The 18176-nt window shown below is 64.5% G+C and carries 20 protein-coding genes; 14 read left to right on the top strand and 6 right to left on the bottom strand.

The features are described 5' to 3' along the window. Window positions 1-2 precede the first annotated feature (2 nt). The 12 genes from urtD (at window position 3) to BM190_RS11460 (ending at window position 9858) form a co-directional block, all read left to right on the top strand. Window positions 3-764, top strand: coding sequence for an urea ABC transporter ATP-binding protein UrtD (gene urtD / locus BM190_RS11405; protein WP_018318771.1), 762 nt, complete (start codon window positions 3-5; stop codon window positions 762-764). A 3-nt stretch (window positions 765-767) separates the two neighbouring features. Further along, window positions 768-1463, top strand: a complete 696-nt coding sequence (gene urtE, locus BM190_RS11410) for an urea ABC transporter ATP-binding subunit UrtE (protein WP_018318770.1) — start codon at window positions 768-770, stop codon at window positions 1461-1463. 32 nt (window positions 1464-1495) lie between these two features. Next, window positions 1496-2326 (top strand): urease accessory protein UreD, encoded by an 831-nt coding sequence (locus BM190_RS11415; RefSeq protein WP_092254386.1) that lies wholly within the window; start codon window positions 1496-1498, stop codon window positions 2324-2326. Window positions 2327-2363: 37 nt separating this feature from the next. Beyond that, window positions 2364-2666 (top strand): urease subunit gamma, encoded by a 303-nt coding sequence (locus BM190_RS11420; RefSeq protein ID WP_007605424.1) that lies wholly within the window; start codon window positions 2364-2366, stop codon window positions 2664-2666. Between the two features lie 111 nt (window positions 2667-2777). Next, window positions 2778-3083, top strand: a complete 306-nt coding sequence (locus BM190_RS11425; protein WP_026202067.1) for an urease subunit beta — start codon at window positions 2778-2780, stop codon at window positions 3081-3083. A gap of 57 nt (window positions 3084-3140) precedes the next feature. Then, entirely contained in the window at window positions 3141-3680 is a 540-nt protein-coding gene (locus BM190_RS11430; RefSeq protein WP_092254388.1) for an HD domain-containing protein, read from the top strand. 34 nt (window positions 3681-3714) lie between these two features. Continuing rightward, entirely contained in the window at window positions 3715-5430 is a 1716-nt protein-coding gene (ureC, locus tag BM190_RS11435; RefSeq protein WP_092254390.1) for an urease subunit alpha, read from the top strand. A 127-nt stretch (window positions 5431-5557) separates the two neighbouring features. Further along, window positions 5558-5857: a putative quinol monooxygenase gene (locus tag BM190_RS11440; RefSeq protein ID WP_018318764.1), complete on the top strand. Its 300-nt coding sequence runs from the start codon at window positions 5558-5560 to the stop codon at window positions 5855-5857. A gap of 14 nt (window positions 5858-5871) precedes the next feature. Continuing rightward, window positions 5872-6531 carry an urease accessory protein UreE gene (locus BM190_RS11445; RefSeq protein WP_092254392.1) on the top strand — a complete coding sequence of 220 codons (660 nt, stop codon included), beginning with the start codon at window positions 5872-5874 and terminating at the stop codon, window positions 6529-6531. Further along, entirely contained in the window at window positions 6512-7240 is a 729-nt protein-coding gene (locus BM190_RS11450) for an urease accessory protein UreF (protein ID WP_092254394.1), read from the top strand. The genes BM190_RS11445 and BM190_RS11450 overlap by 20 nt, the downstream gene beginning before the upstream one ends. A 41-nt stretch (window positions 7241-7281) precedes the next feature. Beyond that, window positions 7282-7905, top strand: a complete 624-nt coding sequence (ureG, locus tag BM190_RS11455) for an urease accessory protein UreG (RefSeq protein ID WP_018318761.1) — start codon at window positions 7282-7284, stop codon at window positions 7903-7905. 294 nt (window positions 7906-8199) lie between these two features. Further along, window positions 8200-9858: a CHASE domain-containing protein gene (locus BM190_RS11460; protein WP_018318760.1), complete on the top strand. Its 1659-nt coding sequence runs from the start codon at window positions 8200-8202 to the stop codon at window positions 9856-9858. Window positions 9859-9895: 37 nt separating this feature from the next. Here BM190_RS11460 and BM190_RS11465 read toward each other — a convergent pair whose 3' ends face one another. From BM190_RS11465 to BM190_RS11485, 5 genes are all read right to left on the bottom strand, one after another. Continuing rightward, window positions 9896-10504: a TetR/AcrR family transcriptional regulator gene (locus BM190_RS11465; protein WP_177237048.1), complete on the bottom strand. Its 609-nt coding sequence runs from the start codon at window positions 10502-10504 to the stop codon at window positions 9896-9898. A gap of 166 nt (window positions 10505-10670) precedes the next feature. After that, window positions 10671-11813: an OpgC domain-containing protein gene (locus tag BM190_RS11470; protein WP_092254400.1), complete on the bottom strand. Its 1143-nt coding sequence runs from the start codon at window positions 11811-11813 to the stop codon at window positions 10671-10673. Window positions 11814-11998: 185 nt separating this feature from the next. After that, window positions 11999-12454, bottom strand: a complete 456-nt coding sequence (locus BM190_RS11475; RefSeq protein ID WP_092254403.1) for a hypothetical protein — start codon at window positions 12452-12454, stop codon at window positions 11999-12001. Between the two features lie 94 nt (window positions 12455-12548). After that, window positions 12549-12920 carry an ElaB/YgaM/YqjD family protein gene (locus BM190_RS11480; RefSeq protein ID WP_026202065.1) on the bottom strand — a complete coding sequence of 124 codons (372 nt, stop codon included), beginning with the start codon at window positions 12918-12920 and terminating at the stop codon, window positions 12549-12551. 78 nt (window positions 12921-12998) lie between these two features. Next, window positions 12999-14111 (bottom strand): AI-2E family transporter, encoded by a 1113-nt coding sequence (locus BM190_RS11485; RefSeq protein ID WP_092254406.1) that lies wholly within the window; start codon window positions 14109-14111, stop codon window positions 12999-13001. A 210-nt stretch (window positions 14112-14321) separates the two neighbouring features. Between BM190_RS11485 and BM190_RS11490 the strand changes: the two genes are divergently transcribed. Both BM190_RS11490 and BM190_RS11495 read left to right on the top strand, forming a co-directional pair. Further along, window positions 14322-15101: a L,D-transpeptidase gene (locus BM190_RS11490; protein ID WP_092254408.1), complete on the top strand. Its 780-nt coding sequence runs from the start codon at window positions 14322-14324 to the stop codon at window positions 15099-15101. Window positions 15102-15118: 17 nt separating this feature from the next. Continuing rightward, window positions 15119-15766 (top strand): DUF2865 domain-containing protein, encoded by a 648-nt coding sequence (locus BM190_RS11495; RefSeq protein WP_092254411.1) that lies wholly within the window; start codon window positions 15119-15121, stop codon window positions 15764-15766. Window positions 15767-15981: 215 nt separating this feature from the next. On the opposite strand, the gene BM190_RS11500 is transcribed toward BM190_RS11495, so the two are convergent. Continuing rightward, window positions 15982-18075: a methyl-accepting chemotaxis protein gene (locus tag BM190_RS11500; RefSeq protein WP_092254902.1), complete on the bottom strand. Its 2094-nt coding sequence runs from the start codon at window positions 18073-18075 to the stop codon at window positions 15982-15984. Window positions 18076-18176: the final 101 nt, after the last annotated feature.

The following is an 18176-nucleotide window of genomic DNA, read 5'->3' on the forward strand; positions in this document are numbered from 1 at the left end:
AAATGAACGTCATGGACAACCGCGCAACCTCCGCAATGCTCTATCTCGACGGCGTGCACGTCTCGTTCGACGGCTTCCACGCCATCAACAATCTGTCGCTGACGCTCGAGCCCGGCGAGATGCGCGCCATCATCGGCCCGAACGGCGCCGGCAAGACCACGATGATGGACATCATCACCGGCAAGACCAAGCCCGACGAGGGCACCGTGCTGTTCGACGGTGTCACCGATCTGACGCGGCTCGACGAGACCCGCATCGCCGAGCTCGGCATCGGCCGCAAGTTCCAGAAGCCGACCGTGTTCGAGAGCCAGACCGTGCAGGACAACCTCCTGCTCGCGCTCAACGTCGACCATAGCGTCAAGGGCACGCTGTTCTGGCGCGGCAGCAAGGCCGAGTCCGAGCGCATCGACAAGGTGCTGGAGACGATCCGTCTCACCGAGGCCCGTAACCGCCTGGCCGGCAGCCTCAGCCACGGCCAGAAGCAGTGGCTGGAGATCGGCATGCTGCTGGCGCAGGACCCGAAACTGCTCCTCGTCGATGAGCCCGTCGCGGGGATGACCGACGTCGAGACGCATCTGACCGCCGAGCTGTTGAAGGAGATCAACAAGACCCACACCGTGATGGTGGTCGAGCACGACATGACCTTCGTGCGCGAGCTCGGCGTCAAGGTCACCTGTCTGCACGAAGGCACCGTGCTCGCCGAAGGAACCATCGACCAGGTTTCATCCAACGAGCGGGTGATTGAAGTTTATCTGGGACGCTGAGCGATGCTTGAAGTCAAGGATATCAATCTGTTCTACGGCGCGGCGCAGGCGCTGCGCGGCGTCTCGATCTCGGCCGAGCCGGGCAAGGTGACCTGCGTGCTCGGGCGCAACGGCGTCGGCAAAACCTCGCTCTTGCGCGCCATGGTCGGGCAATATCCGATCTCGTCGGGCGCGATCGTGCTCGACGGCAGCGACATCACCGGCCTCAAGCCCTATGAGCGGGCGCGCAAGGGCATCGGCTTCGTGCCGCAGGGCCGCGAGATCTTCCCGCTGCTGACGGTCGAGGAAAACCTCAAGACCGGCTTCGGTCCGCTCAAGCGCGAGGACAAGCACATTCCCGACGACGTGTTCTCGCTCTTCCCCGTGCTGCAATCCATGCTCGGCCGGCGCGGCGGCGATCTCTCTGGTGGCCAGCAGCAACAGCTCGCGATCGGTCGCGCGCTGGTGATGCGACCGAAATTGCTGCTGCTCGACGAGCCGACCGAGGGTATCCAGCCCTCGATCATCAAGGACATCGGACGCGCCATCTCCTATTTGCGCAACCTCGGCAACATCGCCATCGTGCTGGTCGAACAATACCTCGACTTTGCCTGCGAACTCGGCGACAGTTTTGCCGTGATGGATCGCGGCGCGGTGAAATTCACCTGCGATCGCGCCAATTTGGACGCGAGCGAGATCAGCCGCCAGATGGCGCTGTAAGCCGTTCTGCCGCGACCGGCTGGGGGAGGCGGATGCGCAGCGACATTTCGGTCACGTCAGGAGTTTTCGAGGCAAACCGTGCCCGCGGCGCGGTGCGCTTCGACGTGCACGCACGTGACGGCGTGACGCGGCGCGGCGTCTTGCATGAATCCGGCTCGCTGCGCGTGCGCTTTCCCTCACCTGAAGGCGAGGGGCTCTCCGGCGTGTTCGTCAACACTGCCGGCGGCGTCGCCGGCGGGGACAGTTTTGAGATCGACATCGCGGCGGGCCAGGGCTCGCGGCTGACGCTGACGACCGCGGCCGCCGAAAAGGTCTATCGCGCGCCGGGAGCGGCAGCGCGGCTCAATATTTCCTTGAAGGCCGACGCGGATGCGCATCTGTCCTGGCTGCCCCAGGAGACCATCCTGTTCAATCGCGCCCGGGTCCACCGCCGCTTCGACATCGAGCTTGATGAGGCCGCCTCGCTGCTGCTCTGCGAGATCGTCGTGTTCGGCCGCACCGCCATGGGCGAGCGGATGGAGCGGGGCGAGTTCGTCGACCGCTGGCGGCTGCGGCGTGGCGGCAGGCTGGTGTTTGCCGAGACCATCAGGCTCGACGGCAATATCGGCGCAAAACTTGGGCGATCAGCCGTCGCCAAAGGCGGTGCCGCGATCGGCACGGCGCTGATCGTGCCCGGTGACGAGGCTCTGGTCGAGCGCATTCGCGAGGCCTCGGACTCATTCTCCGGCGAGGTCGGAATCTCGGCGTGGAATGGCTTTGCAATGGCCCGGTTCTGTGCCCAAGATGCGGCGCGGTTGCGGGCCGACATGATGGCCGTGCTGGCGCGCACTGGAACGGCCCTGCCGCGACTCTGGCTGAACTGACCGGCTGAATTGACGTGTTGAACGGAAGAGATTCTTCATGAACCTGTCTCCCCGCGAAAAGGACAAGCTTCTGATCTCGATGGCGGCGATCGTGGCCCGCCGTCGGCTGGATCGCGGCGTCAAGCTCAACCATCCCGAGGCGATCGCCATCATCTCCGATTTCATCCTCGAAGGCGCACGCGACGGCCGCACCGTCGCCGAGCTGATGCAATCCGGCGCGCAGGTACTCACCCGCGACCAGGTGATGCCGGGCATTCCCGAGATGATCCACGACATCCAGGTCGAGGCGACGTTTCCGGACGGCACCAAGCTCGTCACCGTGCACGAGCCGATCAGGTAATTCGAATTCGTCATTCCGGGGCGCCCGCAGGGCGAACCCGGAATCCAGAGATTGTTGATCGAGATCCCGGCCTTCTCGCTGCGCGAGCCCCGGAACGACGAGGAGGATAGAATGATCCCCGGCGAACTCTTCATCCAGGACGGCGAGATCGAGCTCAATGCCGGCCGCAAGACCGTGACGCTGACGGTCGCCAACACCGGCGACCGTCCGATCCAGGTCGGCTCGCACTACCATTTCTTCGAGACCAACCCCGCGCTGAAATTCGACCGCAAGAAGGCCCGCGGCATGCGCCTCGACATCGCCGCCGGCACTGCCGTCCGCTTCGAACCCGGCCAGACCCGCGACGTGCAGCTCGTCGCGATGGCGGGGAAGAAGACGATCTACGGCTTCCGCGGCGATGTCATGGGGAAGCTGTGATCTCCACAGGAACGAGCGCGGCGCGGCACGGTTGAGGCGGAAACGGAGGTATTTCCCATGCTCTCACCCATCCGCCTCATCTCTGAAGCCGCCGAGCTCGCCGCGCGCCGCCATAACGGCATGGTGCGCAAGGGACGCGGCAATGAGCCCTACATCAATCATCTCGCCGAGGTCGCGAACCTGCTCGCGACCGCGACTGACGGCGCCGATGCCGAGCTGGTCGCGGCCGGCTGGCTGCATGATTCGATCGAGGATACCGACACCACGCGCGAGGAGCTGGCGCAGCGACTTTCCGAGGGCGTTGCCTCGCTGGTCGCGGAGTGTACAGATGACATGAGCCTGCCGAAGGCCGAGCGGCGGCAGAAGCAAATCGAGGACGCTCCGCACAAATCGCCGGGCGCCAAGCTGATCAAGATCGCCGACAAGATCAGCAACATCGGCGCGCGCATTCATACGGATCCGACCACCGAAGAGCGTGACGACCTCGCCGACTACAGCGATTGGGCCGAGCAGGTGGTGGCCGGCTGCCGCGGCGGCAATGCGTGGCTCGATACGAAATTCGATGATGCCGTGAAAGCAGCGAAGGCCTTGCTGTGAGTCACCAAACAATCAAACGCAAACGGGGCTTGTGATGTCCGTCAAGATGAAACGTTCCGTCTATGCCGACATGTTCGGCCCGACCACCGGCGACAAGGTGCGGCTGGCCGACACCGATCTCATCATCGAGGTCGAGAAGGATTTCACCACCTATGGCGAGGAGGTGAAGTTTGGCGGCGGCAAGGTGATCCGCGACGGCATGGGGCAGTCGCAGGTCACCAACAAGCAGGGCGCGGCCGACACCGTCATCACCAATGCGCTGATCGTCGATCACTGGGGCATCGTCAAGGCCGACGTCGCGATCAAGGACGGCATGATTTCGGCGATCGGCAAGGCCGGCAATCCCGACATCCAGCCGGGCGTCACCATCATCATCGGTCCCGGCACCGACGTGATCGCGGGTGAGGGCAAGATCCTCACCGCCGGCGGCTTCGACAGCCACATCCATTTCATCTGCCCGCAGCAGATCGAGCACGCGCTGATGTCTGGCGTCACCTCGATGCTGGGCGGTGGCACCGGCCCGTCGCATGGCACCTTCGCGACCACCTGTACGCCGGGACCGTGGCACATGGGGCGGATGATCCAGTCGTTCGATGCCTTCCCGGTCAATCTCGGCATCTCCGGCAAGGGCAACGCCTCGCGGCCCGCCGCCCTGGTCGAGATGATCAAGGCCGGCGCCTGCGCGCTGAAGCTGCACGAGGACTGGGGCACGACGCCGGCCGCGATCGACAACTGCCTCTCGGTCGCCGATGCTCACGACATCCAGGTGATGATCCACACCGACACGCTGAACGAATCCGGCTTCGTCGAGGATACGATCAAGGCCTTCAAGGGCCGCACCATCCATGCCTTCCACACCGAGGGCGCCGGCGGTGGTCACGCCCCAGATATCATCAAGGTCGCAGGGCTCAAGAACGTGCTGCCGTCCTCGACCAACCCGACCCGGCCCTTCACGCGCAACACCATCGACGAGCATCTGGACATGCTGATGGTGTGCCACCACCTCGATCCCTCGATCGCGGAGGATCTGGCATTCGCCGAGAGTCGTATCCGCAAGGAGACCATCGCTGCGGAAGACATTTTGCACGATCTCGGCGCGCTCTCGATGATGTCGTCGGACTCGCAGGCGATGGGCCGGCTCGGCGAGGTCATCATCCGGACCTGGCAGACCGCGGACAAGATGAAGAAGCAGCGCGGGTCACTGCCGCAGGACAAGGGCAAGGACAACGACAATTTCCGCGTCAAGCGCTACATCGCCAAATACACCATCAATCCCGCGATAGCGCACGGCGTGTCGAAGCTGATCGGCTCGGTCGAGAAGGGCAAGCTCGCCGATCTCGTGCTGTGGTCGCCGGCCTTCTTCGGCGTCAAGCCGGATTGCATCGTCAAGGGCGGCACCATCGTCGCAGCTCCGATGGGCGATCCCAACGCCTCGATCCCGACGCCGCAGCCGGTGCATTACCAGCCGATGTTCGGCGCCTTCGGCAAGGCGCGCACGGCATCGTCCGTGGTGTTCACCTCGAAGGCCGCGATCACCGGTGGTCTCGCGCGAAAGCTCGGCATCGAGAAGAAGCTCTATGCGGTCCAGAATACCCGCGGCAAGATCTCGAAGAAGAGCATGATCCACAACGACGCCACGCCCAATATCGAGGTCGATCCGGAGACCTATGAGGTCCGCGCCGACGGCGAATTGCTCACTTGCGCCCCCGCGGAGGTGCTGCCGATGGCGCAGCGATATTTCATGTACTGAAATAGCGCCTCGACGCATGTCCCCGGCAAGCGTCCGGGGGCGGCTTTTACGGTTTTGCGTTCGATCCCGCCTGGTCTAATGTCCCGCCCGGTATCGTAACCCAGAAGAAAAGCCGGGAGGATTTCTCGTGATCTATGTCGTTGCCACCTTGACCATCAAGCCCGAGACGCGCGCCGAATTCATTGCAGCCGCCACCGCCTGCATCAAGGAGACGCGGAAGGAGCCCGGCAATATCGCCTATGATCTGCATGAAAGCGTCACCGATCCTGCCAAGATGGTGTTCGTCGAGCAGTGGGAGAACGCCGAAGCGCTGGTGCCGCATCGTGGCATGGAGCACATGAAGACGTTCGGTCGCGTGGCGGTCAAGTGCTTCACGGCACCGCCGAAGATCGAGGTGATCACGCCCGAGAAGGTCGAGACAAGGTAACGGGGTAAAAGCGCATGATCCGGGCGACGCAGGTCAGGGGACAGCACCGCTTCACGGAAGCGCCGGCGGATACGGTGGTGCTCGATTTCGACGACCGTCACCGCCGTCGCATGGCGATGACGGGAACGCGGGGGCTCGAATTCCTGCTCGACCTGGAACAGGCGGTCGCACTGCGCGGCGGCGATGCGCTGGTGCTGGAGGACGGCCGGCTCGTCGAAGTGATCGCGGCGCCCGAGCCGCTGCTGGAAATCCGCGGCCGCGATCCGCATCACCTCATCCGCGTCGGCTGGCACCTCGGCAACCGTCATCTGCCGACGCAGATCATGGCCAAGGCCCTGCGCATTCGCCGCGATCACGTCATCGAGGCGATGGTGAAGGGCCTCGGCGCGCGCGTGATCGAGATCGAGGCACCGTTTGATCCCGAAGGCGGCGCCTATGCGGATGCCGGCCACGCGCATGGCCACGACGATCATGCGCATCATGATCACGGGCGTCATCATGACCATGGTCACGATCACCATGATCATCAGGGCCATGATCATCACGCTCATGACCACCAACACCATGATCATGCCGCGCATGATCATGGGCACGATCATCACCATCACCACGACGAGCATTGCGACCATCCCGACCATCACCACGGCCACAAGCATGCTCATGACCACAAATGAGCCGGTCAGCGCCGGCGGCCTCGCCGAGGGCGAGGCGGCGGCGCTGTACCGGCTGATGACCTGGCTGTCGCCGGCATTCCCGGTCGGCGGCTTCTCCTATTCCAGCGGCATCGAATGGGCGGTCGAGGCGGGCGACATCGTCGATACGGCCACGCTGGCCGACTGGCTCGACGCAATGCTCGGCGACGGCTCCGGCTTTTGCGACGCGACGTTTCTGGTGCATGCCTATCGTGCTGCTGAGAAGGGCGAAGATGCGACCTTGCGCGATATCGCCGAGCTCGCCGCGGCCATGGTGCCGTCGCGCGAGCGGCAATTGGAGACGAGCTCGCAGGGCCGCGCCTTCATCGACATTGCCCGCGCCGCGTGGGATGCCGATGGGCTGGATGCCATGGTTGCGGCATGCCGCGCGCCACCGGTTTATCCGGTCGCGGTCGGTGTGGTTGCCGCAATGCACGGCGTGCCGCTGGCGCCGACGCTGCACGCCTTCCTGCATGCTGTCGTCTCGAACTGGATTTCCGCGGCCAGCCGCCTCATTCCGCTCGGCCAGACCGACAGCCAGCGCGTGCTGGTGAGGCTGGAAGCCGCGGTGGCCTCGACTGCGAATCGTGCGCTGAGTGCGACATTGGACGATCTCGGCAGCGCGACCTTCCGCGCCGACCTCGCCAGCCTGCGGCACGAGACACAATATACACGGCTGTTCCGCTCGTGAGAGCGGCGCAGCCCTCAACCCATCGAGAGCGAGCGAATTACATGTCGAAATCTCACGGCCCCTTGCGTGTCGGCGTCGGCGGTCCGGTCGGATCGGGCAAGACCGCGCTGATGGACCTGCTCTGCAAGACCATGCGCGAGCGCTATGACATCGCCGCGATCACCAACGACATCTACACCAAATGGGATGCCGAGTTTCTGGTGCGTTCGGGCTCGCTGACGCCGGACCGCATTGCCGGCGTCGAGACCGGCGGCTGCCCGCACACCGCGATCCGCGAGGATGCCTCGATGAATCTCGCCGCGGTGGCGGACATGCGCGCCAAGTTTCCGGGGCTCGATCTCGTGCTGATCGAGTCCGGCGGCGACAATCTCGCTGCCACTTTTTCCCCGGAGCTGGCCGACCTGACCATCTACGTCATCGACGTGGCTGCCGGCGACAAGATCCCGTCCAAGGGCGGCCCCGGCATTACCCGGTCCGACCTGCTGGTCATCAACAAGATCGACCTCGCCCCCCATGTCGGCGCCTCCCTGGAGAAGATGGACACCGACGCCAGGCGCATGCGCGGCGAGCGTCCCTTCGTCATGACCAATCTGAAGAAGAGCGAGGGCCTTGACCGCATTGTCGGCTTCATCGAGGCCAAAGGCGGCCTGAAACGGACGGGCTGACAGCGCGACGACTTGGCGCATGCTTTTTTCGCCGTTAACCTTGGGGCCGGGCCGCAGCCACGGAACAAATTTCGGACACGGCGATTAATTACCTCCGGTGCCCGGTCAATTCATCCCGGCCAGACCATCGGCCGGGCGGATTAAGCTTTCCAGGCGACCCAAGTTGCGTACCGATGCCTCCTCCTTCATTATCTCTGCCACCGGGGTTCACCCTGTTTCGGCACATGGCCGTTCGAGCGGCGTTCATATGCTCCTTGTTTATTGCCGACCTCCTGCTTTCGCCTGAGTAGTCGCGTGGTCCGGCTGGGTTTCATCATCGGTTTCATCGCTCTGCTCGGAGCCTTGCTCTCCGGGCTTGCGGCTTATCGCGTCCACGACCAGGAGCTGGCGCTGGACCGGATCGCGCTTGCGCGCGCGATCGACGTTCATGCCAGTCTGGTCCAGGACCGGCTTACCGAGCGCGAGCTGCTCGCACGCGTCGCCTCGGGCCTGTTCCGCACACCATCCGTGATCAAGCCGAACATGCTGGAGCCGCTGCGCTCGGCCATCTACGCCTTCAAGACCGATTTCGTGGTGGCCGGCTGGATCGCCCGGCTGAAGCCGAACGAGCTTACGGCGGCGCAGGCCGCCATTGGAGGCGCCGGCTTCCCCAATCCGAAGATCCGCACCTTTGACGACAAGCCGATCAATCCGGCCGAGATCACCCAGCCGATCGATGTGCTGTTGGATCTCGAGCCGCGCAGCGACGAGACCAAGGCTCTGCCTGGCCGTAGTTACGACCAGGATCAGGTTCGCAGCGCCATGTTGACACGGGCCCGGCTCGAGAAGCGGTCGGTGGCTTCGGACCCAATTCCGCTGTTGCGCGGCAACGGGCCGGTCGGGATCATTGTGGCAGCTCCCGTCATTCCCGAGGGTGCGACCGAGCCAGCCGGGTTCGTCACGTTTTCCTACGAACTCGCCTCGCTGATGCTGACCAATGACGATATGTCGTTGTTCTCGGTCGCGCTTAGGGACCCGCGGAAGGAAGGTGGCGAGCTCGTTGCCAACGACCAGGGCATCGTCTCCACGCGCATGACGACGACGGACGGGCCGACGCCATCGGCGACGCGCACGGTGAGCTTCGGCGGCCGTGACTGGCAGCTGGGTTATTACGCCAAGACCAACTCGGCGCGTCGCGCCGAGCAGACCGCGATCATCGTGGCGGCGATCGGCTTTGCGATCACCGCGATGGTGTGCGGCCTGTTTGGCTATGTCGCCTACAACAATCTGCGGCTCAGCCGGGAAATCCAGGTCAGAATCGGCTTCGAGCGCCGGCTGACCGCGGTGATCGACGAGCTCAACCACCGGGTCAAGAATATCCTTGCAGTGATCCAGTCGATCGTGACGCGCACCTTGCGTCACGGCTCGGACATCGACGTCGCCCGCGAGCTTCTGATCGGGCGCATCCATGCCATGTCCAACGTGGTCTCGCTGCTCAGCGAGAGCCAGTGGCAGGGCGTCAAGCTGAAGGGCCTGTTCGAGGCGCGCGCCATCCCCCATGCCGACCGCATCGCCGTCACGGGGCCTGATATCGCGGTCAGCGCGCGCGCGGCGCAGAGCCTCTCGCTGCTGTTCTTCGAACTCGCCTCACATTCCGACGAGGGCCTGTCGCTGGTTGGAAAACATCCGCACATCACCGCCAGCTGGACGGTGACGGGCGAGGGGTCCGACGAGGTCTTCCATTTCCGCTGGGAGGAGCTCAATACCAGCGAGGCGACCCGCCGCCCCGATTCCGATTTTGGCCTGATTCTGCTCGACCGTGTCGCCCCCGAGGCGCTCGGCGGCACCGCCAAGCGCTATTTTACCGACGCCTCCTATGTCTACGAGCTGACCGCGCCGATGGAGACGGTGATCGACATGACCGAGCGCGACCGCACGGACAAGATCTCCGCGCCGGTGAGGCCTGCGCGATAGAAGCCGCCGGCTTAAGCCTCGGCCTAACCCTTGGGGCTTAACCCTTGGGCCGCAACACCAGGTCGACCAGATTGCGGGCGTAGGCCGGCGTGATGGGCGCGATGCCGAAGACGTAGCGATAGAACAGGCTGCCATAGATCGCGTCGTAAAGATCCTCAGCCTGCCCTTCGGCCAGGATGCAGCCGTCGTTCTGGCCTGCCGCGATCATCTCGACCAGCGCGTCACGACGGAATTGCAGATAGCGGGCATAGAACAGCTCGGCCGAGCCGGTTTTGGAAATGCATTCGGAGATCACCGCGAGCTGGACCTTGCCGAACTCGCCCTGGAGCGCCTCGGCGTAGGCTGCGGCATGGCGGCGGGCGCGTGCCGCGGGGTTGCCGGAGCCCTCCGGGGGCAGCGGCAGCATCTGCGCGGCATGTTGAAGAAAGGCGTCGATCAGGAGCGCCTCGCGGGACGGCCACCATTTGTAGATCGTCATCTTGGAGACGCTGGAGTGGCGGGCGACCGCGTCGATGGTGGTAGCGGCAAGGCCGGTCGAAGCCATCAGCGCATAGGCGCTTTCGAGAATCGCGTTGCTGGTCTCGATCGACCGCGGCCGGCCGCGCCGGGGCGTGCTCTCGGTCTCCCCACCCCCGCTTTTCACCATCGCCACGCCCGGTCTCCTCACGCAGAGCTTCTCCGCATAGCGCAGCCGCTGCTTTCGGCCTAGCAGAATCGCACGATTCTCTGGCCAGAGCGTTTTCGAGCGAAGTGGATCTCGGCTCGCGTGGAACCTAAAGCGCGATGACGATTCCTCCTCATCGCATCGCGCATTAGGTCTGCTGCCGCAAGACCTTCGGCAGATCCTGCCACTTCGACCAGGCGACGTAGTAGGCCACCGCGGTCATCGCGGCGAAGCCGGCGAGGCTCACCACGATCTGCATCACCACCAGATTGGCGCTGGTGATCAGGATGAGATGGCCGGCAAACGACAGGAATACCCCGACGCAGAACACGGCGAGCCATTCCTCGCCGCATCTGATGACCGCCTGCAGCGGCTTCAATTGCAGGCCGGGATGATCGGCCGGAATGAGATGGGTCGCCAGAAAGGCGAGTGCGAGGAAGTGAAGCACGCGATAGGGCGCGAGGTTTTCCTTGTCGGTCGGCGCGATGCTGTCGAGGAGGAGGTCCGGCAGGTAAGCCGACATTGCCGGCGAATGGCGCAGCAAGGTGATGGCCATCGCGAATACGAGATAGGCGCCGGCGAGAATCCGCAGCCAGGGCATGTCGCGTAGCGCGCGTCCGGGCGCGCCTGTCACGGCGAACCAGCCCCCGAGCACCATCAGCATCTGCCAGCAGAGCGGATTGAAGGTCCATTCCTGGTCCGGATAGACCCGAAAATTCCAGTCGAACCAGCGTGCGGCAAGGTACAGCGCGACCGATGCCGCCAGGGTCAGGTTCGGCCACCGCAACAGGCCCCACAGCGCGAACGGAAAGAAGGCCATCAGCGGGATCATCAATTGCAGGAGGTCGAGGTTCAGCGGCTCCTCCTGGAGCACGAGGCCGCGGACCAGGATCCTCAGCGGGTGCTCGAGGATGCCCGAGATGTTGTATTCGTGGATGATCTCCGGCGCCATCGATTGCGAGGCGACGTAGGCGATGGTGTCGATATAGATCACGAACAGCACGACATAGGCGGCGTAGAGTCGCCAGACGCGGCGGAAGATGCGCGTCGCCGCCACGAGGTAACCCCGTTCAAGCGCCATCCGGCCGTGGATGATGGCGACGCCATAGCCGACGACGAACACGAACAGGTCGGCGGCGCCGCTGAAGCCGAAATTGCGCAGCGTCAGCAGATTGACGACGTTGTTCGGGATATGGTCGACGAAAACCGACCAGTTGGCGATACCGAGCGTCAGATACAGCCTGGCGTCGTGATGGAATGCGGCGAGGTTCGCCTTAACGGACGGTTTCATTGATTAAAATAGCTTTGGGAATCAGGGTGATACTTTTAACGGCAACTGCCTGCCCATCCGAGTAGCGTTTGCGTGATGGCTGGGGGCATCCGCCGTTATGGCGCGAAATTGCGCGGTGTCTTATGGACGTTCTGATTGATGCGCTCGGAGGACTTACAACGAAATTTTCTAACCTGTTCTTACCGCTATTCGGCGGGCTCGGCCGACGCCTCGTCAGGAACGCCGGCGCGACTCGCCATGATGCCGAGGGCGACGCCTCCGATCGCCAGGATCGGCAGCAGTCGCTTCACCCCGATGGCACGAACGATCTGCAGCCCGGTGGCGAGCAGCATGGGGTCTGCCAGCATGCTCTGCGCCGCCGACTTCGCGGCGCGCTCGGCCGCGATCTGGGCGCGCTTCTGAACCTCGCGCTTGTAGGCCCAATAAGAACCTGCCGCTGCCAGCGTCAGCAGGAAGAAGATGCCGGCGCCGGCCAGACAGGCCTGCACCGGGCCATATTTCTCCAGCACCGAGATGAAGGCGGCGGCGCAAAGGAAGCACGTCGTCACGAACAGCGCGAAGGCCGCGGCTGCGGCAAGCGAGGTCAGCCGCACCGTGGTGCCGGTGGATGCACTGATCCCGTCGATGATGCGCTGAAACATGGCCCTCGCTCCTCAGTTCCCCGCAAGCCAAACCGTCACGGGCCGACACCGGCAATGCGCCGGTGCCGACGCCTCAACACGCGTCCCGCAAATCTTACCGGCGCCAGGCGGCACCGATCAGAAAGCCGATGCCGAGCGCGAGTCCGACGGTCGCAAGCGGCCGCTGTGTGATCGCGTCTTCGAGCGTCTCCTCGATCGAGCCGTAGGCTTCCTGGGCCGCGCCCATCATTGCACTGCCGCGCTCTGACACGTCGTCGAGCGCGGTATCCATGTTCTCGCGCGCCTGGCGATAGCCGCGGCGGGCCTGCTTGCTGGTGGAATTGGCAAATGTGTTGAGCGCGTCGGTGATCTGGTCGGTGAGGGCGGCGATATCGCTTTTCACGGCTGCTACATCCTTCTCGAGGCGTTCTCTGGTGGCTTTGTCGGTCCAGTCTTTCATCCCGGCTTCGGCATCGGTCGTGGACATCGGGAGCTCCAAACTGTTGACGGCTGAGATAGCCGGAAAACGTTTCGTCGTCGGGGAAGTTCCGTTCGCGGAAACCGGTCAGTCCTGCGGAAGCTGCGGCGCATCCGCCGGCAACAGATGCTCCTTCAGGATCAGCGCGACGATCAGGAGCGGCGACGACAGGAAGGCGCCCATCGGCCCCCACAGCCAGGTCCAGAACGCGAGCGCCAGCAGCACGGCGAGCGCATTCAGCGCCAACCGCCGCCCAATGATCATGGGCGTGACGAAGTGCCCCTCCAGGAAGGTGAGACCGCCGAAGGCGAGCGCCGCCATCAGGCCGCCGCTGATGGTCGGGAAGGCGACCAGCCCCACCACGATCAGAACGGCGAACATCGCGATCGGCCCGATGATCGGGATGAAGTTGAGGGTTGCCGCAAGCGCGCCGAGCCCGGCCGGATTGGGCATGCCGGTGAGCGCGCAGACGAGGCCGGTGGCGACGCCGACCCCAATATTGATGAGGGTGACGGTCAGGAGGTAGTTGCCGAGATGGACCTCGATCTCGTTGAGGATCCGAAGCGTGCGCAGCCGGGCGTCGCGGTCGCTGAAGGTCATGATCAGCGCCCGGCGCAGGTCGCGCCAGCTTGCGATGAACAGGATCAGGGTGACGAAGAACAGCAGGAATTCGGTAAAGGTCGGTGACAGGAATTCCAGGGTCGGCTGCACCCAATCGAATTTCGGCATCTGGAAGTTCGGCAATCCTTCCGAGCCGCCGACCATAGCCTGCAGCTCGCGCCACAGTGCGAGCGGTCGGTCGAACACGTGCAGCTTGTCCTTCAATTGCGCGCCGAGCTCCGGCAGGCGCGTGCTCCATTCCATCGCGGGGGAGGCGATCAGCGCCACCACGAAGGCCACCACGGCGGTCCCCGCAACTACGATCAGAACGGCACCTACGCTGCGCGGCACCTTGTACCGCTCCAGAAAGCCCGCCGCCGGCGACAGCATGGTGCCGGTGACGAAGGCCATCACGACCGGCAGGAAGAAAGCTCTTCCAACGTAGAGCACGGTAACGACCGCAATCAGTAACAAGCCGGCAAGCGCGAAGGCGACGAACTCGGTGCGGCGGATGACCGGCGGCAGCTCGATATGGCTGTCGGGAAGCGGACTGCCTTCGCTGTTGCCGGGAATCACACGTTCACTGGGAAGGACGCGCACAATCTCTCTCCCGCACGGAAACCTCGATCCGCGCGCCCATTTGGCGAGCTGATAATGCGCGAGCAGTGCCTCGGTTCCATCGCGGCTTCGTGAACGCGCGCTCGCTTGACTGTGACAAGGATGCCGCGCGAAGGGCCGGAACCTGTATCGCTCCCGCGGCGTTTGTTCGCAAGCGCATCACCCTGATGCACGCATCCAACGGGGCAGCACATGACAAAGTTCTCTGCAGTCCGTCGCAGCTTCTCGCCGCGCGCCGTCACCGCCTTCGCCTTCGCAACCGCTCTGCTGACGGTGCCTTTCGCTGGCGCGAGCGCGCAGACATTCGGCTATGCTCCGATGCAGCCGCAGGCATATCCGCAGGACCAGGGTTATGCGCAGGGCTACGTGAATGAAGCGCCGCAGCCGCAGGCGGCGGACGAGGATGCCCAGCTGCCCGATCGTCTGCGCAAGCAGATCGTCGGCTTCGACCGCAGCGAGCCGGCCGGCACCATCGTCATCGATACCAACAACACCTATCTCTACTACGTGCTCGGCAATGGTCGTGCGATCCGTTACGGCGTCGGCGTCGGCCGCGAAGGCTTCACCTGGTCCGGCGTGCAGAGTGTCAGCCGCAAGGCGGAATGGCCGGACTGGCATCCGCCGGCCGAGATGATTGCGCGCCAGCCCTATCTGCCGCGCTTCGTCGCCGGCGGTCCCGGCAACCCGCTCGGGGCGCGGGCGATGTATCTCGGCTCCAGCGAATACCGCATCCACGGCACCAACGATCCCTCCACGATCGGCAAGTTCGTCTCCTCCGGCTGCATCCGCATGACCAACGAGGACGTCACCGACCTGTTCAGCCGCGTCAATGTCGGCGCCAAGGTCGTGGTGCTGCCGAAGAACGCGCCGCTGATGGCCAAAGGCAGCGACCCCGCGCGTAAGCGTCCAGCCGTGACGGCGATGCCGTCGGGCCGGCAGGCGCTGAACATCGCGACGTCGGCCGTGAACTAGGAGTAAGAGTGAGCCAAATGAGCAGACGCCTGATTGGCAAAGTGGCTGGCGGTACGGCGATCATGGTCTTCGTCTCCGCCGGTCTGGCATTCGCACCGTCGGCGCACGCGGAGGATTTCTTCTCGGCGCTGTTCGGTGCGTTCGGAGGGCGGCTTCCACAGATCCGGACGCCGTTCCCTGGCGATGACATGCCGCGCTACGATGTCCCCCGGCAACGCGCCGCCTATGGCGGCGGCACGGCCTATTGCGTGCGCGGCTGCGACGGCCGCTACTTCCCGGCGCAGGGCAATGATGCCGAGAGCAAGGCGCAATCCTGCAAGAGCTTCTGCCCGGCTTCCGAGACGTCGCTGGTCTATGGCGGCAACATCGACGACGCCACGACCGACAAGGGAAAATCTTATTCCGAATTGCCCAATGCGTACCGCTATCGCAATGAGATTGTCGCGGGCTGCACCTGCAACGGCAAGGATCCGGTCGGGCTTGCGCAGGTCAAGGTCGAGGACGATCCTACCCTGCGCAAGGGCGATATCGTCGCCGGCGCCGATGGCCTGGTGGTCGCCAGCCGCAATGCCAACGACCGCCGCGGCGTCGCGATGAATTTTTCGCCGCTGCCGGAATCGGTGCGCGCCAAATTCCGCCAGGTGCCGGTGGTGGCGAAGGAGTAGGGCGGCGGGTTCACGTGGGGCCCAGCGCTACCGCCTCAATCTCCGCTGTCATCCCGGACAAGCGAAGCGCAGATCCGGGATCCATAACCACAGGGAGGAGTTACGGCACGAGCCGGCGACCAGGAGTCTTCGCCAAACTACTCCCTGTGGTTATGGATCCCCGCGTTCGCGGGGATGACGCCGGAGGTGTAGGGGCAGCTTCTATCTAACCAATGTTACGCCGCGCGGATCTTGCCGAGGAAGTCACTGACTTGATGGCCGAGCTGGCGGCTCTGGCTCTCCAGCATCTCGGAGGCCTGCTTCACATTGTCGGCGGCTGCGGCGGCAGCGTCCGCATCGGCTTTGACGCCGGTGATGTTGTCCGAGACGTTCTTGGTGCCCTGCGCCGCGAATTGCGTGCTGCGCGTGATCTCCTGCGTCGCCGCACCCTGCTCCTGCACGGCGGCGGCAATGGCGGTCGCCACTTCGTTCACTTCGCCGATGATGCCGCCGATGGTCTGGATCGCGTTGATGGCGTCGCCCGCGACTTTCTGGATGTCGGCGATCTGCTCGGAGATCTCCTCGGTCGCCTTCGCGGTCTGGCTTGCCAGCGACTTCACTTCGGAGGCGACCACGGCAAATCCGCGGCCGGCTTCGCCGGCGCGCGCCGCTTCGATGGTGGCGTTGAGCGCGAGCAAATTGGTCTGCGCCGCGATGGTGTTGATGAGGCCGACCACCTCGCCGATGCGCCCCGCCGATTGCGCCAGCCCCTGAACGGTGCTGTCGGTCTCGCGCGCCTGCGTGACGGCGCGGCCGGCGATGCCTGCGGCATGGGCGGCCTGCTGGCTGATGTCGTTGATTGAGGCCGAGAGCTCCTCGGCGGCGGCGGCGACGCTGTCGACGCTCATGGAGGCGTCGTTGGAGGCCTTGCCGGCGACCTGCACGCGGTCGTTGGTCTGGCGCGACACGGCAGAGAGGTCGCCCGAGGTCTTGCGCATCTCGCCGGAGGCTTCGCTCAATTCGCCCAGCGTCTTGCGCACTGCGCCCTCGAACTCGCCGACATAGGCCTCGACGGCGCGCTGGCGTGCGGCGGCGCCCGTATTGCGCTCGCGTTCCTGCTCTTCGATCTTGAGCTTGTCGGTGGCCTGCTGCTTGAAGGTCTCCAGCGCGCCAGCCAGTGCGCCGATCTCGTCCTGGCGATCGAGATAGCCGCTGTCGACGGCAAGGTCGCCGCCGGCGACCTTCAACATGGCGTCGCGGATGGTGTTCAGGGGATGGATCACGCGGCGGCTCACGAGCATGACAGCGCCGACGGCAAGGCCGATGGCGAGCGCCAGCAATCCGAGCTGCACGATCAGCGCGCGCTGCGCAGCGCCGCGCTGCTCCAGCGTATGGACCTTGGCGGCGTCGAGGGCGGCTTCCGCCACGGTGACAGCGCTGGAAAGGCGGCCGACCGTGAGCGGGCTCCATTGGTTGGCGGTCATCTCGGCCTTCTCGCCCTTGACCAGCGTGTCAGCGAGGCGATCCCGCAGGGTCAGGTATTGCGGCTCGAAATAGGCAGTCTTGGCCGCGGCCATGGCGGAGACGAGCGCGGGCGGCAACTGCATGCCCGAGGCTGACAATTCCAGCGCCTTCCACGTCGCCGACGTGCCGCCGACATGCTGGGTGTAGCTGTTGCGGGCTTCCGGTGTGATCTTGCCGGCGGCAAGACCGGTCGAGACGACCAGCGAAGCTTCGCCCGCGGTGTTGCGGAGCAGCCAGGCGTTCTGCTTGATCGACAGCAATTGGTCGATCACGGGGTCCTGGTGATTGACGGTGGCGGCCAGGACGTTCGACAGCTTGTCGAGCGTTTCGAGCAGGCCGCCCGTCGTCTCCATATATTCCTTCGGCAGACCGGTACGACGCTGATCCCTGGGCTTGGCCATATCCGCCCAGAACTGTTTCTGCTCTTCGGTCAGCAGCTTGTGGAGGCGCGCAAGCTCCGGCACCAGCGTGCCCGATTGCGGGAAGTCGATGACCGGCAGCAGCTCCAGCGCGCGTGCCATTGCGGGCATCTCGGTGTCCCGGATCGCGCGCAGATATTTTTCGATCTCGGCATCCATCGGTTCGGCCGAGTTGAGGAGCCGCGTCGTAGTCGAGCGGTCGGTGCGCAGGCTGTGCATCGCCTTGAACAGATCGGCGGATGCGTCGGCGGTCTTCGAGATGCGGTTGGCGGTCCTGAGGCGATCCCAGGATTCATAGGCAGTGAGCGAGAGCGCGAGCACCACGCAGGCCGACGTGATCGCGATCACCGCCTTCAGCAGCGCGGATACGGTCAGACGATTCAGCATCGAAGTCCCCAATTCCCATTGCAAACTCAGAAAGACGCCCGGCAACATCGACAAACGGGGGCGCGGCAGATCGGCAATCGCATGCCGTTTGCGGCTCAGAG

It is taken from the genome of Bradyrhizobium sp. Rc3b (genome assembly GCF_900114915.1).
GTDB lineage: Bacteria > Pseudomonadota > Alphaproteobacteria > Rhizobiales > Xanthobacteraceae > Bradyrhizobium.

What these genes read in the sequence shown, in the direction of transcription:
- urtD (WP_018318771.1), top strand. Translation starts at nt 3, where the DNA reads ATGAACGTCATGGACAACCGCGCAACCTCCGCAATGCTCTATCTCGAC.
- urtE (WP_018318770.1), top strand. Translation starts at nt 768, where the DNA reads ATGCTTGAAGTCAAGGATATCAATCTGTTCTACGGCGCGGCGCAGGCG.
- BM190_RS11415 (WP_092254386.1), top strand. Translation starts at nt 1,496, where the DNA reads ATGCGCAGCGACATTTCGGTCACGTCAGGAGTTTTCGAGGCAAACCGT.
- BM190_RS11420 (WP_007605424.1), top strand. Translation starts at nt 2,364, where the DNA reads ATGAACCTGTCTCCCCGCGAAAAGGACAAGCTTCTGATCTCGATGGCG.
- BM190_RS11425 (WP_026202067.1), top strand. Translation starts at nt 2,778, where the DNA reads ATGATCCCCGGCGAACTCTTCATCCAGGACGGCGAGATCGAGCTCAAT.
- BM190_RS11430 (WP_092254388.1), top strand. Translation starts at nt 3,141, where the DNA reads ATGCTCTCACCCATCCGCCTCATCTCTGAAGCCGCCGAGCTCGCCGCG.
- ureC (WP_092254390.1), top strand. Translation starts at nt 3,715, where the DNA reads ATGTCCGTCAAGATGAAACGTTCCGTCTATGCCGACATGTTCGGCCCG.
- BM190_RS11445 (WP_092254392.1), top strand. Translation starts at nt 5,872, where the DNA reads ATGATCCGGGCGACGCAGGTCAGGGGACAGCACCGCTTCACGGAAGCG.
- BM190_RS11450 (WP_092254394.1), top strand. Translation starts at nt 6,512, where the DNA reads ATGCTCATGACCACAAATGAGCCGGTCAGCGCCGGCGGCCTCGCCGAG.
- ureG (WP_018318761.1), top strand. Translation starts at nt 7,282, where the DNA reads ATGTCGAAATCTCACGGCCCCTTGCGTGTCGGCGTCGGCGGTCCGGTC.
- BM190_RS11465 (WP_177237048.1), bottom strand. Translation starts at nt 10,504, where the DNA reads ATGGTGAAAAGCGGGGGTGGGGAGACCGAGAGCACGCCCCGGCGCGGC.
- BM190_RS11470 (WP_092254400.1), bottom strand. Translation starts at nt 11,813, where the DNA reads ATGAAACCGTCCGTTAAGGCGAACCTCGCCGCATTCCATCACGACGCC.
- BM190_RS11475 (WP_092254403.1), bottom strand. Translation starts at nt 12,454, where the DNA reads ATGTTTCAGCGCATCATCGACGGGATCAGTGCATCCACCGGCACCACG.
- BM190_RS11480 (WP_026202065.1), bottom strand. Translation starts at nt 12,920, where the DNA reads ATGTCCACGACCGATGCCGAAGCCGGGATGAAAGACTGGACCGACAAA.
- BM190_RS11490 (WP_092254408.1), top strand. Translation starts at nt 14,322, where the DNA reads ATGACAAAGTTCTCTGCAGTCCGTCGCAGCTTCTCGCCGCGCGCCGTC.
- BM190_RS11495 (WP_092254411.1), top strand. Translation starts at nt 15,119, where the DNA reads ATGAGCAGACGCCTGATTGGCAAAGTGGCTGGCGGTACGGCGATCATG.
- BM190_RS11500 (WP_092254902.1), bottom strand. Translation starts at nt 18,075, where the DNA reads ATGCTGAATCGTCTGACCGTATCCGCGCTGCTGAAGGCGGTGATCGCG.